The sequence below is a fragment of the Mangrovibacter phragmitis genome (assembly GCF_001655675.1).
GTDB lineage: Bacteria > Pseudomonadota > Gammaproteobacteria > Enterobacterales > Enterobacteriaceae > Mangrovibacter > Mangrovibacter phragmitis.
In genome coordinates, this window is the sequence record NZ_LYRP01000002.1 from 14948 (window position 1) to 30512 (window position 15565).

A 15565-nucleotide genomic window follows, 5' to 3' on the forward strand; every position below is an offset into this window, starting at 1 on the left:
CTGACGCAAACGTTTACCTCCCTCACTAAAAAACCCTCATTCAACAACATAAACACTTTTCATTGTAGATTTTAGCTACATAAAACATTCCAGACAGCACCACATGTGGTTAATTGTTTTTTTAAAACCCAAAATTTCTATAGATTTTCCACAGGCCGCTTCAGGCAGGGATAAATGTTAAAATTTATCGCCACAAGTTTTCCCAACCTATGGTTTAATAAAGAAAAATTACACAAAACAAACAATTAAACCGAAATATGAAATAATAGTGGTTTCATTAACTGGTTATAACCGCAAAAACCGACATATAACTCTTTGTATCAGAAAAAAATCAGCTTCACAAAAGAAAAAACTTATATTTTTTAGTCTATCAAAATTTAAATCTGCATAACAATTCATCTACCCAGGCAATACCCTACCAAACACAAATGTAAAAGAATATGACAAATAACTTGCCAGATGCCTCATATTAGGGAAAAGTACCTGCCGTTTTCCCCTCCCATAACAAAATCAGAGTCGTCTTAGCGCCATCTGGTTGAAAAACGCCCTGTTAGTACGGGCTGTAAAATAAGAGGTATATGTGTCGACTGCAAACAATAAACCAGCAGAAAGCATTAGTTTAAATGCTTTCAAACAACCGAAATCGTTTTATCTCATTTTCTCCATTGAATTATGGGAACGCTTTGGTTACTACGGCCTGCAGGGAATCATGGCTGTTTACCTGGTTAAACAACTGGGTATGTCTGAAGCGGACTCAATTACGCTTTTCTCTTCTTTCAGTGCGCTTGTCTATGGTCTGGTCGCTATTGGCGGCTGGTTAGGCGATAAAGTACTGGGTACCAAACGCGTCATTATGCTGGGGGCGCTTGTTCTGGTTGTTGGGTATGCGTTAGTTGCCTGGTCCGGGCACAATGCCGCTATCGTCTACGCCGGTATGGCAACCATCGCTGTCGGTAATGGCTTGTTCAAAGCTAACCCGTCTGCTTTACTGTCTACCTGTTATCCAAAAGATGACCCACGTCTTGATGGCGCATTTACGATGTACTATATGTCCATCAACATTGGCTCATTCTTTTCCATGCTCGCCACGCCATGGCTGGCAGCACAGTTCGGCTGGAGTATCGCATTTTCACTGAGCGTTGTGGGTATGCTGATTACCGTGGTGAACTTTGCATTCTGTAAGAAATGGGTAAAAGATTTCGGTTCCAAACCGGATTTTGCACCGGTTGACCTGCGTAAACTGTTTGCCACCCTGGTCGGTGTTCTGGTCCTGATTGCCCTTGCCACCTGGTTGTTGCATAACCAGCAAGTCGCCCGTATTGCATTGGGTGTCATCGCTCTGGGGATTATCGCGATTTTTGCCAAAGAAGCCTCTGCCCTGCAAGGCGCGGCACGCCGTAAAATGATTGTTGCGTTTCTGCTGATGCTGGAAGCCGTAGTATTCTTTGTGCTCTACAGCCAGATGCCAACCTCCCTGAACTTTTTTGCTATCCGCAATGTTGAGCACAGTATTTTTGGTATTGCGTTCGAACCTGAACAATACCAGGCACTGAACCCGTTCTGGATTATGATTGGTAGCCCAATTCTTGCAGCGATTTACAACAAAATGGGTGACCGCCTGCCAATGTCCGTTAAATTTGCGATTGGTATGGTTCTGTGCTCTGGCGCATTCCTTATTCTGCCATTAGGTGCGCGTTTTGCTACAGATGCCGGGATTGTCTCTGTTAACTGGTTAATTGCCAGCTATGCACTGCAAAGTATTGGTGAACTGATGATCTCCGGTCTGGGCCTGGCCATGGTGGCACAATTGGTTCCACAGCGCCTGATGGGCTTTATTATGGGCAGTTGGTTCCTGACTACGGCTGGCGCGGCCATTATTGCCGGTAAAGTCGCCAACCTGATGGCTGTACCAGAGAATGTCACTAACCCGGTAGAATCTCTGCAGGTATACGGACATGTCTTCCTGCAAATTGGGATTACCACCGGTATCATTGCACTGTTGATGCTGCTGACTGCGCCAAAATTGCACCGCATGACGCAGGATGACGATAAAAAAGCCAGCACGTCACAAACAGTGACTGTCTGATTTTTCTGGGGAAACAGCGTTATCGCCACTGTACCTGAGTACAGTGGCGATTGACTCTTCCCGGCTCGTATAACTACCGCGTTTGTTCTGCACTTTTTCTGCTTTTCTTTCTCTTCCTTGCCAACTACCATCCTTGATAAGTGATATCTTACTACCTGGCGCTTATACAAGGAGTCTTACGATGAAATTGTTTTATAAATCAGGCGCGTGCTCACTGTCGCCACATATTGTCCTGCGTGAAAGCGGGCTTGATTTCACCCTGTCACAGGTTAATTTACAGGAAAAGTCCACTGAAAGTGGTGAGGATTTCTGGTCCATTAACCCTGCCGGGCAGGTTCCGGCGCTGCTGTTAGATAATGATACCTTGCTGACTGAAGGTGCAGTTATTGTGCAATATATCGCAGACCAGGTACCGGACCGCCAGCTTCTTCCACCGGTCGGAACGTTGTCGCGCTACCAGGCGCTTTCCTGGCTTAACTTCATTGCGACGGAATTACACAAAGGTTTCACTCCGTTGTTTTCGTCCGAGACACCCGAAGCATATAAATCTGCCTGTATAGCTAAATTGTTGAAAAAAATGGGGCTGGTCAACAACGCGCTAAGTGATAAACCCTGGTTGATGGGGCAGCGTTTTAGCGTAGCTGACGCTTATTTATTTACTGTGCTCAACTGGGGATACGCGCTGTCACTGGATATGAGCCAGTTCGAACATATCAATGCATTTATGGAAAGGATGCGTGCTCGCCCGGCTGTTATGGCGGCACTGAAGGCTGAAGGGCTCAAATAATTGCTCCATCCCTGGAGCACTCGATGCTTGTGCCAGCACCGTATAAGTAACACTTGTGCGTGCAGTCAGAGCTGTTTACTGTAAAACCACTGCTCAGGGCGGACTATCTCGTCCTGTGCAGCAACGACTTGCAGCTCATACTCGCCCATCTGTTTTGTGGTTTGCATAATGGCATACACTGCAGAAGTAACGTGCTCCAGCGCATCCTGAACGGTTGCACCCTGTAGCAATTTCACTAACAGCAAACCACTGGTTACATCACCCACGCCCACGGGCTGGCGAGTGCCAAAGTCGACCAACGGACGGCTGATATGCCAGGCGGCATCATCTGTTACCAGCAACATTTCAAAACAATCCTGGTTATAACCAGCTCGCGCCAGATGTTTCACCAGGACGATTTCCGGCCCTTTGGCAATCAGTTCACGCGCAGTGCTGACAGCCTCGGCGACGTTACTGACAGAGTGACCACTGAGCATTTCCAGTTCCAACAGATTCGGCGCAATAATATCTGCCGCCGGCAATGCACTGCGGGCATGAAATTCCGCCACACCAGGTGCCACAATACAGCCTTTTTCCGGGTGTCCCATAACCGGGTCACAGAAATAACGGGCTGAAGGATTAGCCTGCTTTACCTGTTCCACGATACGTAAAATGTGCTGCCCCTGCTCTGCTGAGCCAAGGTATCCGCTAAGAACAGCATCACAACGTGCTAATTCGCCGATATCCGCAATGCCCTGGACAATATCGGTTAAATGCGATGGCGTCATGACGATGCCGGTCCATTTGCCATATTGCGTGTGATTGGAAAACTGAACGGTATTCAGTGGCCAGACGTTAGCGCCAAGGCGGCGCATCGGAAATTCAGCCGCACTGTTCCCCGCGTGGCCAAAAACCACGTGTGATTGTATAGCGAGGATATTTTTCATGACTAACCCGGTGATGAGTGTTGTGAGTGTTATTGAGACAAAAAATTAAGGCGTGATTTCCCACGCCTTATGACTATTGGTTACTTCCAGCAAATGAGGCAGTAGTTTTTCTTACCGCGGCGTAACAGAGTGTAGCGGCCAAACAGGTAGTCTGCGTCAGTAAAGCTGTACTCAGCATCGCTCTGTTTTTGCCCATTAACAGAAACCGCGTTGGACGCGATGGTTTTACGCGCCTGCCCACGGGAGGGTTGTAGTTCACTGTCCACCAGAGCCTGCTGGAGGTCTGCTCCTTTATCCAGTTCAACCATCGGCACGCCATCTTGCGCCAGTTGCGCAAAATCATTTTCGGTAAGGTCTTCCAGGTGCCCGTTGAAAAGGCTTTCAGTAATACGTTTCGCCGCAGCCAGCCCTTCTTCACCATGCACCAGACGAGTAACCTGCTCTGCCAGCACATACTGCGCACGCGGTGCAGTGCCACTGTTTTTATCTTCTTCTTCCAGTGCGTTGATTTCTTCAAGGCTCATGAAAGTAAAGAACTTCAGGAAGCGGTAAACATCCGCATCGGCGGTATTAATCCAGAACTGGTAGAATTTGTACGGGCTGGTTTTCTTCGGATCCAACCACACCGCACCACCTTCTGTTTTACCAAATTTGGTGCCGTCTGCTTTTGTAATAAGCGGTACAGTAAGGCCAAATACCTGTTTCTGGTGAAGGCGGCGGGTTAAATCGATACCGGATGTAATGTTCCCCCACTGATCTGAGCCGCCAATTTGCAATTCAACGCCGTGTAAATCATTCAGGCAGGCGAAATCATAGCCCTGGAGCAGATTATAGGAGAATTCAGTAAATGAAATACCGACATCGTCGCGGTTAAGGCGCTGTTTTACCGCTTCTTTGTTAATCATCTGGTTAACAGAAAAGTGCTTGCCAATGTCGCGCAGGAAAGTCAGCACATTCATGCTGCCAAACCAGTCATAGTTATTTGCAGCAATAGCGGCGTTATCGCCACAGTCAAAATCAAGGAATGGCGCAACCTGGCGGCGAATCTTATCGACCCACTCCTGAACAGTTTCGGTGGTATTGAGCTTACGTTCTGTTGCTTTAAAACTGGGATCACCAATTAACCCGGTCGCGCCACCAACCAGTGCAACCGGTTTGTGGCCAGCTTCCTGAAAACGCTTCAGGCACAACAATGGAACCAGATGGCCCAAATGCAAGCTGTCGGCAGTCGGATCGAAGCCGCAATAGAGAGCGATTGGCCCCTGCGCCAGTCGTTCCACCAGCGCGTCTGCATCCGTCACCTGAGCAATAAGCCCACGCTCTTGCAATTGTTTAATCAAGTTGCTGCTTGCCATCAAATTCTCCATGTTTTATACGATTGCACCTTTACCGGTACACAAGTCTGTCGCGCACTGGCGCTGAGACATTAAAAGTCAGGGAGGCAATAGAATAAAGCGCCGGCCTGCATTGCGCCAGCGCTAACGAGACTATTTCCGGTGATTAAGGTGCCAGGCGGTCGATTTTCCAGGTATCCGCATCACGCTGGTATAAAAAACGGTCATGCAGGCGGTGTTCTCCCCCCTGCCAGAATTCCATTTGATCAATACTCACCCGGAATCCCCCCCAGAAACTGGGCAGCGGAATTTCTCCGGCCTGAAACTTCTGTTTTATCTCAAGGAATTTACTTTCCAGAATATTGCGGGCACTGATGCGCGAAGACTGACGGGAAACCCAGGCGCCAATCTGGCTGTCGCGTGGGCGGCTGTGAAAATACTTCATTACATCCACAGTGGACAGGCGTTCTGCTTTGCCCGTCACAGCGACCTGGCGGTCAAGCATATGCCAGGGGAACAATAAGCTGATACGTGGGTTATGCTCCAAATGAGCGGCTTTACGGCTGCCTAAGTTGGTGTAAAACACCATGCCCCGGGAATCGAAATGTTTGAGCAGTACAATGCGCTGCCAGGGTTGCTGGTTCTCATCCACAGTGGCGACAACCATAGCTGTCGGGTCCGCAAGGCGGGCATCACACGCTTGCCCAAGCCAGCGTTCAAATAAAGTCAGCGGGTCGTCCGTCAGGTCTTTACGACGCAACCCGCCTCGGGTGTATTCACGGCGCAGACTGGCAATCTGCTGTAAGGATTCATTGTCAGACATAGCAGGTATTCAGAAATCAACAGGTTGGTCTATTCTGCGCCCCGCATCGCTAAATCTCAATCCTTGTTACCCACTAACTGACAGTTGTGCAGTACCACCGTATCCCGCCGGTATACCGTGGCTTTATCACCTTTAGACCAGAAGACATATATGCCATCGGTATACCGGGCTCCTGAAGCCGACAAGCCTTGTTGCAGGTGCAATACCGTATTGTCCAGCACAAAACTGGCAGACTGCTTTTGTTGGTTTATTTCAACGGTGAGGGGTTTTTCATCACACTGGTAGTGAAATGTATCGGTGTGAATCGCATCGATAAGATGTTGGTAAGTAGTGCAGCCGCTCAGTATAAGCGGGAAAAGCAGCAGGCTTTTTTTCATAATGCAGTCCATCCGCAAACAAGCGGAGCCACAATCACTCCGTTTGTTTGAGTCTAGCCTGTTTAGCAAGCCATCCCTGTCAGTTAACTCTGATTTATCCTGTTATTAGCCGGATAAACGGCTCCAAGGATAGTTTCCTCGCGTGCGCCAGTCACCGAAGGCATATTACCGGGCAACCCAGCAATGGTACGGGCGGCCAGCCAGGCAAATGCCAGTGCTTCCATATCATCACCACTGATCCCGGCGCTATCTGTTGTTCCCACTTCGGTACCTGGCAACAACGCCGCCAGCCGTGCCATCAGTAGTGGATTTCGGCTACCACCACCACACACCAGCAACCGCTCACAACCGCCACTTAACTGAACTTGTTCAGCAACAGACCCTGCCGTAAGCTCCAGTAGCGTCGCCTGGATATCTTCGGCAGGTAATACCGGGAAGGCAGAGAGATGCCGTTCCAGCCAGCCAAGGTTAAAATACTCGCGCCCCGTGCTTTTAGGGGCCGGCAACCCAAAGTACGGGTCACTTTGCATTTGTTGTAGCAACGGCACTACAACCTGGCCTTTACGAGCCCACAAGGCGTCTTTATCGAAAGGTTTGCCTTTATTACGCCAAATCCATGCATCCATTAGCATGTTTCCCGGACCGGTATCGTAGCCGCGGACGGGTAAACCTGGCGTCAGGATAGTCATATTGGCGATGCCGCCAACATTCAACACGACACGGCGCTCAACGGGGTGGGATAGCAATGCCGCATGAAAAGCGGGCACCAGGGGAGCACCCTGACCGCCAACAGCAATATCACGACGGCGAAAATCGCCGACAACAGTCACGCCGGTTCGTGCCGCAATAATATTATTGTCGCCAATCTGCATTGTATGCGGTGTTTCGCCCAGCGGCTCATGCCACACTGTTTGACCATGGCAACCTATCGCCACTACGTCTTTTGCCTGTATTCCTTCATTGTGCATTAACGCGAGAATGGCATCGGCAAACAGTTGCCCAAGACGGGAATCAAGTTGCCCCAGTGTCGAGAGTGTCAATACCTGCCCCTGGCAAATATCCAGTACAGCCTGTTTGATTCCCAGAGGAATGGGCCAGGTGATACTGGCTTGTTGTGCCACCATATGGCTGTCTATCGCCACCAGCACCACATCCACACCATCCAGGCTGGTCCCGGACATTACGCCGATGTATCGCCCCGATCTCATATACCGTCCTTTGTCATTATTTTACATTAACAATTGCACCACATATCCCTGGGTATTGCCATGAAAGCGTAATATTTTCTAACAACTCACTACAGCCGTTCGCCCCTGGTCTGACGTATGTTGACGTCCGGTTCAAACATGGACTTTTATTATTTTGAGCATGTTTCCTGGCGACAGCATTAAATTCGTCCCTTTATTACCGTATAATTTATCCAGGATGATGCCCTGTCCGGGCATTACCAGGAAAAAGGAGAGTCATAGATGATTTCACGTGTACTGGTTATCTCTTTCGTCGGGCTTACGCTGGCGGGCTGTGTTAACAATGATACCTTGTCAGGGGATGTGTACAGCGCGTCTGAAGCTAAGCAAGTACAAAGCGTGACCTATGGTACCCTGGTGTCCGTTCGTCCGGTTCAGATTCAGGGCGGTGACGACAGTAACGTTATTGGTGCAATTGGCGGTGCTGTGTTAGGCGGATTTTTGGGTAATACAGTTGGCGGCGGTACTGGTCGTTCTCTGGCTACAGCCGCTGGCGCCATTGCAGGTGGCGTTGCGGGCCAGAACGTTCAGGGCGCCATGAACAAAACTCAGGGGGTAGAACTGGTTATTCGTAAAGATGACGGGAATACCATCCAGGTTGTACAGAAACAGGGAGCTACCCGTTTCTCTGTGGGCCAGCGTGTGAAAATGGCCTCCGATGGCCGCCAAATCACCGTTTCACCAAACTAATATGCTAATTGGTGGCCTGTTCAGGCCACCTCAGACTGATGATCTGTATCATTCATTGCTGTCTATGATACAGATCGTCTCAAAAATGCAGGGGAATACCTACTCAGTATCGGCCTCTTACCTCAGCAGGAAAGCATACAGGCCGGCATTCAAACTGGTCACAGCAAATTGCAGCAAAGTACGCTACTGCGGTATATGGCCTGTATCATCATTATTCTATTATTTTTTTGATTTTTCTTTGTTCGTCTGACTATTACCCCGTTTGAATCATTTATTCTTTTGCTTGTAGATCAAGAATATTCCGTTCCAGCCGCCCAATAAGACTAATCAGTATGTCTATTTCCTGCTGACTTACCCCACCTAAAATTTCACCGCGAGTGCGGCTAATTACCTGCTCCATTTGTTCGATAATCGGTTGTGCTTTATCCGTTAGCTTAATACGCTTGGCACGACGGTCATTTGCACAGGTATGGCGTGAAATCAGACCTTTTTGCTCAAGCTGGTCGAGAGTACGAACCAGAGAAGGCTGTTCTATCCCGATAGCTTTAGCCAGCTGTATTTGTGACTGCTCCGGCGGAAGCTGATGAATATTATGCAGAGTAACCCAATGGGTTTGCGTTAACTCCAGTGGCTTCAGCCGCAGATCAATCAGAGCGCGCCATACACGAACTAAACGAGCAAGGTCAGATCCGAGTGGTGATTCCAATTTCATCTCCTTATAATTAGCTTGCTAAGTTATTATACTTGTTACAGACTAGTTTGCAGACGCTCAGATTTCAATACAAACCCTTAGTTTTAGTGAAGTTAAACAAGTATCGATAATTTATTCTACATAGTTGTCGGGTGAATGGCAGCATCTGCATGGTTTAAAGGGATATTCCTGTGAATTTTTTTGTCTTCTCGTCTGGACTGGCCTCCCGTGACCTGGTTACCGGGTCTTCGGTCTATTTTCCACCACTATTTAAAGCGGTTCTGATTGGTTTCTTTATTTGGCTTATTCTGCACAGATTATTGCGAGACTGGATGTATTCCGGTGACATCTGGCACCCCACGCTTATGGACCTCTCACTTTTTACCCTGTGTGTTAGCAGCGGTATGTTAATGCTTGCTCTGGGATAACATGCATGAACCTGAAGACCCTTAAGTATTTTTCTGGCCTGCTGATTCTTGCCTGTGCTCTGGTGGCCGGGTGGATGGTATGGAATTACTATATGCAATCACCCTGGACCCGGGATGGCAAAGTCAGGGCTGAAAAAATCGGTATTACTCCCCAGGTTTCAGGGCGCATTGTTGCCCTTAATGTCAAGGATAACCAGTTTGTCCGTGCTGGTAGTGTCCTGTTCCGGCTCGACGATACCCCCTGGCAGATTGCAAAACTTGATGCAACAGCCAAACTTGCCAGCGCTCAGACTGCACTGGCAAAAGCAACACGGGAAGCCGCACGCCGCCATAACCTGCCGGCAAACCTGCTGGCAGGCGAAGAGATGGATAACGCCAACATCAATGTGAAAACAGCACAGGCTGGGGTTAATGCGGCACAGGCGGCACTGGATAAGGCCAACTGGGAGATTAGCCAGGCTATTGTCAGTGCCCCTCAGGATGGCTGGGTAACTAACTTATCCACCCGCGTGGGGGATTATGCCACAGCGGGCAAAGCCGTATTTGCTCTGGTTGAAAGCCACTCTTTCTATGTTGTCGGTTATTTTGAAGAAACCAAACTCCGCCACATACAACCCGGCGACCTGGCGAAAATCCTGCTGTACAGTGATGACACCCCATTACAAGGTAGGGTCGCAAGCATTGGCAGGGCGATTTATGACCAGAGCGTGGAAGCTGACTCCGGATTGATTGCCGATATCAAACCCAACGTGCCATGGGTGCGCCTGGCGCAACGTATCCCGGTCAGAATTACTCTGGACACCATTCCTCAGGGGGTAACGCTGGTGTCCGGGACTACCTGTACTGTCGCCATTGAGCCAGAAAAACGATGACACCGAACAGTTTTCGGCTCACATCCCTGCCCTGGTTTAATACCCGGCCAGGACAGTGGCGCTATGCTTTACGCAATGCCATTGCCATGTGCCTTGCGCTTGCCATCGCTTATGCGTTGCAACTGGACGAACCCTACTGGGCCATGACATCGGCGGCCGTTGTCAGTTTTCCCACTCAGGGCGGCGTTATCAGCAAAAGCCTCGGGCGTATTGCAGGCAGTGTTCTGGGCGCATTTGCCGCGCTGTTTATTGCCGGGCACACCCTTGATGATCCCTGGTTGTTTACCTGGGCGATGGCCAGTTGGCTGGCTGTGTGCACGCTAATGGCCAGCCAGTTTCAATACAATGTTGCCTACAGTTTTTCTCTGGCGGGTTATACCGCGGCTATTATTGCATTTCCATTACTCAACACAGTATCAACCACCGAGCTTTGGGATGTCGCGCAATCGCGAGTGTGCGAAGTGATTGTCGGGATTTTATGCGGTGGGTTAATGATGATGGCGTTGCCAGGCACCGCTGATGGGGCAACCCTTATCAGTACACTTACCAACCTGCACCAACGGTTACTTGAGCATGCTAAATTGCTCTGGCGCCAGGAAACAACGGATGAGATCCGTACAGCTCACGAGCGCATGATAAGCCAGATCCTGACCACGAACCTGCTGCGGGTTCAGGCATTCTGGAGCCATTATCGTTTTCGCCACCAAAACCCCCGCATTAACTACCTGCTGCACCAATATTTACGGGCAATCAGTGTCACTTCGGGTATACGCCGTTTACTGATTAACTGGCCCAATGCGCCAGCATATCTCTGGCCGGCAATTGAACAGTTACTGGCGCAGTTAGGCAACCCACAAGCAGATGCACTGCATATTGCCCGAAGCCTTGCCAGACTGAAGCCGCCAGAACACGCAGATTACCGCCACCGTGCCTTATGGTTTCGTCTGTCGCATTATTGCCAGTTATTGCAAAACTGCCGCCGGGAGCTTCTGCAACTCACGTTGCCGGCAGGCCACCCGGTTAAAACTGTGCCACGTACACCCGCGCTTGCCCGCCATACCGACTGGCTTGAATCCGTTTGGGCCGCACTGCGCACTTTTTGTGTGATTAGCGTCACCAGTGCCTGGAGTATTGGCAGCCAGTGGGATGAAGGAGGCGCGGCCCTGACGCTGGCAGCCATTTGTTGTGTTCTTTATGCCACTACACCCACAGCATTATTTTCCTTAACCCTGTTATTGCGTACTCTGTTACTGCTGTCTTTGTTCAGCTTTGCAGTGAAATTCGGCCTGATGGTGCAGATAACGCAGTTGTGGCAATTTCTGCTGTTTCTGTTCCCTTTATTACTGACCATGCAATTGATAAAACAGCAGCAGCCCAGGTTTGCCGGGCTATGGGGGCAGCTCATTGTTTTTATGGGATCATTTATTGCCGTCACTAACCCGCCGGTTTATAACTTTGCAGACTTTCTGAATCAGAATCTGGCTAAAATTTTGGGTGTCGGTGTGGCATGGGTCGCCTTTTCTGTATTGAGGCCAGGGTCTGATAACCTGAAAAGCCGTCGCCATATTCGCGCATTACGCCGGGCTTTTATTGACCAGTTAAGTCGCCGCCCTGCACGTACACAGTCAATGTTCGAATCTTTGGTGTATCACCTGGTAAGTCAGTTGAATAGCAGTAAAGACGAAACCAGCCGCCGCTGGTTGCTGCGCTGGGGAGTGGTACTACTGAATTGTTCTCATGTTGTATGGCAATTGCGTTCCTGGGGCACACCTGGCGACCCGCTGACACAGGTACGTGATGTTGCACTTCACCTGGTACAGGGCGTGATGACTGAGCGGGGAGTTCACCACCACAGTCTCGACAATGCACTCGCAACGTTGAAAACGCTGACAACAACACTTGAGCGCCATCACCGGGAGGATGCCCGTAATCTGGCTTCCCATATCTGGATGTTATATTGCTCGTTGTCTCAGTTACAACTGGCGCCCGTTCTTCCCGCTATTGAGCAAAATACATAACTCTGTACCGCAACCTTACATAACTCATGGTTGATAATGATTATCATTACTGTTAGATTATTTTCCACGGTACGGCGAGTGACGACCTCAATCGTACCGTACGACATTGCTCACATTGCTTCCAGTATTGTTTGCCCGTCCTCAGGACGGGCTTTTTTTTGTGGGGAAGACGGTTTATTCAGGGAACATCGTAACCCAGTGCGGCTTTGCGGATACTGAACCACTGCGTGCGGGTTAATTTAACGCCCTGCGCCCCCACAGCATCACGCACCCGGTTAATTTTACCAGAGCCAATAATTGGCAGTGGCATGCTCGGGAGTGCAAGAATCCAGGCATATACAACCTGCTCAAGGCTCTGAGCGCCGGTTTGCTCAGCAACTTTCCCCAGCATATCCCGCAGTGCAGCTAATTCAGGAGAAGAAAACAGACGCCCGCCACCCAGACACGACCATGCCATTGGGCGGACACGCAATTGCTGCATCTGATCCAGTGTGCCGTCAAGTAACAGAGGTTGGTGCACAGGGGAGATTTCCACCTGGTTCGTGACCAGGGAGAAAGGCAACCTCGACTGAAGCAGGGAATACTGAGCCGGTGTAAAATTCGACACGCCAAAATGGCGCACTTTGCCACTCTGGTGCAGTTCAAGGAAAGCCTGTGCCACCTCGTCTGCATCCATCAGTGGGTCCGGACGGTGTATCAGGAGTAAATCAAGGTAGTCTGTGGAGAAGTGGCGTAGCGAGTTTTCGGCGCTGCTAATAATATGTTTTTTATCAGTAATGTAGTGACCAATCGTATTGCCAGGGCGAGCCAGCGTGGCAATACCGCATTTAGTGACGATCTCCAGTTTTTCGCGTAGCGCAGGTGCCAGTTTCAACGCCGAACCAAACGCAGATTCACACTGATAATCGCCATAGATATCGGCATGGTCAACCGTGGTTATACCTAATTCAAGATGTTGCTCAATAAATGTAACCAGCGACTGAGGCGACATTCCCCAGTCCATTAACCGCCAGTACCCCATCACAAAACGAGAGAACTCTGGCCCCTGGGGCGCGATGGCTAAACGCTGCATAGTCTGTTCCTGTTTTAACAAAAAATTCAGGCGAGTATAGCCCGCCTCGCCAGTTAAAACAGTGACGGTTGTTGGTCTGTCTCATCAGACACAGGCTTACCTGCGCGCAATTTGCGCAGCATACGCTGGCGACAAAGCCGGATAACATCCTGTTTTTGCGCATCCGACATTTTTTGCCAGTTAAAGCGTTCCTCGCGGCTACGCATGCAGCCACGACAATAACCTTTATCGTCGCTCTGGCAAATTCCCCGACACGGGCTCGGTACCGGAAAAAACTCTAACTGCTCAGCCACAATTCAACCTCATCAACCCCATTTAGTTATTGAAGACGTTATCTGCCAGTGGTGCAAGTTTCACAGGCCATAAGCCTGACTGGAGCATGTGAAAAAACACTCAATACTCATAGCATATATCAGGAAATTGATACGCCTTATTTGTACTGACCACTCATTAATCAAGGGATTAAGGTTTTACTAATCTTAACGGAATAAATTGATAGTCTGTTCAACTCCCTGACTACGATTAAAATAATGTTTAATAAGTTACAGTGTAACGATTCACAGTTTACACTTTTCAGTGCGCTCATTTTTACTTTGATTAACAGCCTGTTTATTGCACGGTGTTGGGCAATAATTCATCCGGGCAGCCTGCATACAATGCTGTTTGCACTGAGTATTCCTCTGGTGCTGTTTTCCGCCTGGACGATTATTTTCAGCCTCTTCGCTTTGCCCTGGCTGAGAAAGCCCCTGCTTGTATTGCTGCTCGTTGGCAGCGCCGCAAGTAACTATTTTATGTTCACCTATGGTGCGGTTATTGACCGCAACATGATGCTCAACATTTTTGATACCAATACACAAGAAGTCACGGCACTGCTAACACCGCAACTGTTTGTATGGCTGGGACTTACCGGGGTTGTTCCTGCGGCTTTATTGTGTGCCATTAAAATACGCAAGGAGCGCTGGTGGAGTGTGCTGTTATTGCGTGGATTAATGGTTATCAGTGCCATTATGGTTATTCTGTTATCTGCCAGCACACTGTACAAAGATTATGCGTCACTGTTTCGTAATAACAAGGAAATTGTGAAGATGGTGACCCCGCCTAATTATGTCACCGGTTTTATTCAGTTCGCGCATAAACAGATAGCTGGCAATACCAGTCAACTTATCAGGCAGGGTGAAGATGCGACCAAAGGTGCATTGATTCGCAGCCAGAGTAAAAAAACAGTCGTAATTCTGGTTCTGGGCGAAGCATCCAGGGCGCAAGACTATTCGCTGGGTGGGTATACGCGCGAAACCAACCCGGAACTGAGCAAGCGTGATGTTATTTGGTTCAACCACGCCACTTCATGCGGCACGGAAACGGCCGTATCGGTGCCCTGCATGTTCTCTGGAATGACCCGCAGCCAGTATGATGCTGACCTGGCACACCACAGAGAAGGTTTGATGGACGTTCTTGCTCATGGTGGTATTAATGTGCTGTGGCGGGAAAACGACGGTGGCTGTAAAGGTGCCTGTACCCGAATTCCCCATACCGACATGACTAAATGGAACCTGAACGATGTCTGCCACGATGGTATTTGCCTGGATGATGCCGAGCTGTATCGTCTGCCAAATATTCTGGATGGTATTCAGCATGATACAGTTATTGTTTTGCATTTAATGGGCAGTCACGGCCCGGCGTATTATGAACGTTATCCACCCAAAATGCGCCGTTTCACGCCAACCTGTGATACCAACCAGATCCAGGACTGCACCCGTGAAGCGCTCATCAATACTTATGACAATTCGATTTTGTATACCGATGATATTGTCAGCCGCACAATAGATATGTTGAAACAGCACACGGATATGAATACCGCCCTGGTGTATTTATCCGATCATGGCGAATCACTGGGCGAGAATGGAATCTATTTGCACGGTACGCCCTGGCTTATCGCGCCAGACCAGCAAACTCATATTCCACTGTTATTCTGGCTGTCGGATAACTACTCTCAGGGTTTTCATATCAACCGCCAATGCCTGCAGCAAAAAGGCAAAAATGATGAGGTTTCTCAGGACAACCTTTTCTCCACGCTGCTTGGGATGATGGATATTCGCACCCACGTCTACCAGCAAGGTCTGGACTTGCTGGCCACCTGCCGCCAGTAAGGCCCGTAATAAAGAAACCGCACGCAAGGATAAGGCCTGTCTCTTGCGTGCGACCAGTTGGTCTATT

At 49.3% G+C, this 15565-nt stretch carries 15 protein-coding genes; 7 read left to right on the top strand and 8 right to left on the bottom strand.

The window, feature by feature from the left end; genetic code table 11:
- The first annotated feature begins 580 nt into the window (after positions 1-580).
- Together dtpA and gstA are read left to right on the top strand one after the other, a co-directional pair.
- Positions 581-2086 (top strand): dipeptide/tripeptide permease DtpA, encoded by a 1506-nt coding sequence (gene dtpA / locus A9B99_RS05795; RefSeq protein ID WP_064595593.1) that lies wholly within the window; start codon positions 581-583, stop codon positions 2084-2086.
- A gap of 181 nt (positions 2087-2267) precedes the next feature.
- On the top strand, positions 2268-2873 hold the full coding sequence (gene gstA, locus A9B99_RS05800; protein WP_064595594.1) for a glutathione transferase GstA: 606 nt from the start codon (positions 2268-2270) through the stop codon (positions 2871-2873).
- A 65-nt stretch (positions 2874-2938) separates the two neighbouring features.
- Here gstA and pdxY read toward each other — a convergent pair whose 3' ends face one another.
- The 5 genes from pdxY to anmK form a co-directional block, all read right to left on the bottom strand.
- The gene (gene pdxY, locus A9B99_RS05805) at positions 2939-3799 is read right to left on the bottom strand and encodes a pyridoxal kinase PdxY (RefSeq protein ID WP_064595596.1); all 861 of its coding nucleotides are present in this window, start codon (positions 3797-3799) and stop codon (positions 2939-2941) included.
- Between the two features lie 80 nt (positions 3800-3879).
- Positions 3880-5154, bottom strand: coding sequence for a tyrosine--tRNA ligase (gene tyrS / locus A9B99_RS05810; RefSeq protein WP_064595598.1), 1275 nt, complete (start codon positions 5152-5154; stop codon positions 3880-3882).
- 145 nt (positions 5155-5299) lie between these two features.
- The gene (gene pdxH / locus A9B99_RS05815) at positions 5300-5956 is read right to left on the bottom strand and encodes a pyridoxamine 5'-phosphate oxidase (RefSeq protein ID WP_064595600.1); all 657 of its coding nucleotides are present in this window, start codon (positions 5954-5956) and stop codon (positions 5300-5302) included.
- A 56-nt stretch (positions 5957-6012) separates the two neighbouring features.
- A complete protein-coding gene (locus A9B99_RS05820; RefSeq protein WP_064595602.1) occupies positions 6013-6333 on the bottom strand; it encodes an MliC family protein in 321 nt (106 codons plus the stop codon).
- A gap of 83 nt (positions 6334-6416) precedes the next feature.
- On the bottom strand, positions 6417-7541 hold the full coding sequence (gene anmK / locus A9B99_RS05825; protein WP_064595604.1) for an anhydro-N-acetylmuramic acid kinase: 1125 nt from the start codon (positions 7539-7541) through the stop codon (positions 6417-6419).
- 261 nt (positions 7542-7802) lie between these two features.
- Here anmK and slyB point away from each other — a divergent pair, with 261 nt between their 5' ends.
- Positions 7803-8270: an outer membrane lipoprotein SlyB gene (gene slyB, locus A9B99_RS05830; RefSeq protein WP_064595606.1), complete on the top strand. Its 468-nt coding sequence runs from the start codon at positions 7803-7805 to the stop codon at positions 8268-8270.
- Positions 8271-8541: 271 nt separating this feature from the next.
- Here the strand turns inward: slyB and slyA are convergent, their stop codons facing one another.
- The gene (slyA, locus tag A9B99_RS05835) at positions 8542-8976 is read right to left on the bottom strand and encodes a transcriptional regulator SlyA (RefSeq protein WP_156519006.1); all 435 of its coding nucleotides are present in this window, start codon (positions 8974-8976) and stop codon (positions 8542-8544) included.
- A 176-nt stretch (positions 8977-9152) separates the two neighbouring features.
- Here slyA and A9B99_RS05840 point away from each other — a divergent pair, with 176 nt between their 5' ends.
- The 3 genes from A9B99_RS05840 to A9B99_RS05850 are packed head-to-tail and all read left to right on the top strand — an operon-like array spanning position 9153 to position 12279.
- Positions 9153-9389, top strand: a complete 237-nt coding sequence (locus A9B99_RS05840) for a DUF1656 domain-containing protein (RefSeq protein WP_064595609.1) — start codon at positions 9153-9155, stop codon at positions 9387-9389.
- Positions 9390-9394: 5 nt separating this feature from the next.
- Positions 9395-10261 (top strand): efflux RND transporter periplasmic adaptor subunit, encoded by an 867-nt coding sequence (locus tag A9B99_RS05845; RefSeq protein WP_064595610.1) that lies wholly within the window; start codon positions 9395-9397, stop codon positions 10259-10261.
- Positions 10258-12279 carry an FUSC family protein gene (locus A9B99_RS05850; RefSeq protein WP_064595613.1) on the top strand — a complete coding sequence of 674 codons (2022 nt, stop codon included), beginning with the start codon at positions 10258-10260 and terminating at the stop codon, positions 12277-12279. Before A9B99_RS05845 ends, A9B99_RS05850 begins: the two co-directional genes overlap by 4 nt.
- A 178-nt stretch (positions 12280-12457) precedes the next feature.
- Here A9B99_RS05850 and A9B99_RS05855 read toward each other — a convergent pair whose 3' ends face one another.
- Complete coding sequence (locus A9B99_RS05855; RefSeq protein WP_064595615.1) at positions 12458-13351, bottom strand: aldo/keto reductase; 894 nt, start codon at positions 13349-13351, stop codon at positions 12458-12460.
- Between the two features lie 53 nt (positions 13352-13404).
- Complete coding sequence (locus tag A9B99_RS05860; protein WP_197499257.1) at positions 13405-13647, bottom strand: DUF1289 domain-containing protein; 243 nt, start codon at positions 13645-13647, stop codon at positions 13405-13407.
- A 234-nt stretch (positions 13648-13881) separates the two neighbouring features.
- On the opposite strand from A9B99_RS05860, the gene eptA reads away from it, so the two are divergent.
- The gene (gene eptA / locus A9B99_RS05865) at positions 13882-15498 is read left to right on the top strand and encodes a phosphoethanolamine transferase EptA (RefSeq protein WP_064595618.1); all 1617 of its coding nucleotides are present in this window, start codon (positions 13882-13884) and stop codon (positions 15496-15498) included.
- The last annotated feature ends 67 nt before the right edge of the window (positions 15499-15565 follow it).

Coding starts and splice junctions, on each gene's coding strand:
- gstA (WP_064595594.1), top strand. CDS start 2,268: ATGAAATTGTTTTATAAATCAGGCGCGTGCTCACTGTCGCCACATATT.
- pdxY (WP_064595596.1), bottom strand. CDS start 3,799: ATGAAAAATATCCTCGCTATACAATCACACGTGGTTTTTGGCCACGCG.
- tyrS (WP_064595598.1), bottom strand. CDS start 5,154: ATGGCAAGCAGCAACTTGATTAAACAATTGCAAGAGCGTGGGCTTATT.
- pdxH (WP_064595600.1), bottom strand. CDS start 5,956: ATGTCTGACAATGAATCCTTACAGCAGATTGCCAGTCTGCGCCGTGAA.
- A9B99_RS05820 (WP_064595602.1), bottom strand. CDS start 6,333: ATGAAAAAAAGCCTGCTGCTTTTCCCGCTTATACTGAGCGGCTGCACT.
- anmK (WP_064595604.1), bottom strand. CDS start 7,541: ATGAGATCGGGGCGATACATCGGCGTAATGTCCGGGACCAGCCTGGAT.
- slyB (WP_064595606.1), top strand. CDS start 7,803: ATGATTTCACGTGTACTGGTTATCTCTTTCGTCGGGCTTACGCTGGCG.
- A9B99_RS05845 (WP_064595610.1), top strand. CDS start 9,395: ATGAACCTGAAGACCCTTAAGTATTTTTCTGGCCTGCTGATTCTTGCC.
- A9B99_RS05850 (WP_064595613.1), top strand. CDS start 10,258: ATGACACCGAACAGTTTTCGGCTCACATCCCTGCCCTGGTTTAATACC.
- A9B99_RS05855 (WP_064595615.1), bottom strand. CDS start 13,351: ATGCAGCGTTTAGCCATCGCGCCCCAGGGGCCAGAGTTCTCTCGTTTT.
- eptA (WP_064595618.1), top strand. CDS start 13,882: ATGTTTAATAAGTTACAGTGTAACGATTCACAGTTTACACTTTTCAGT.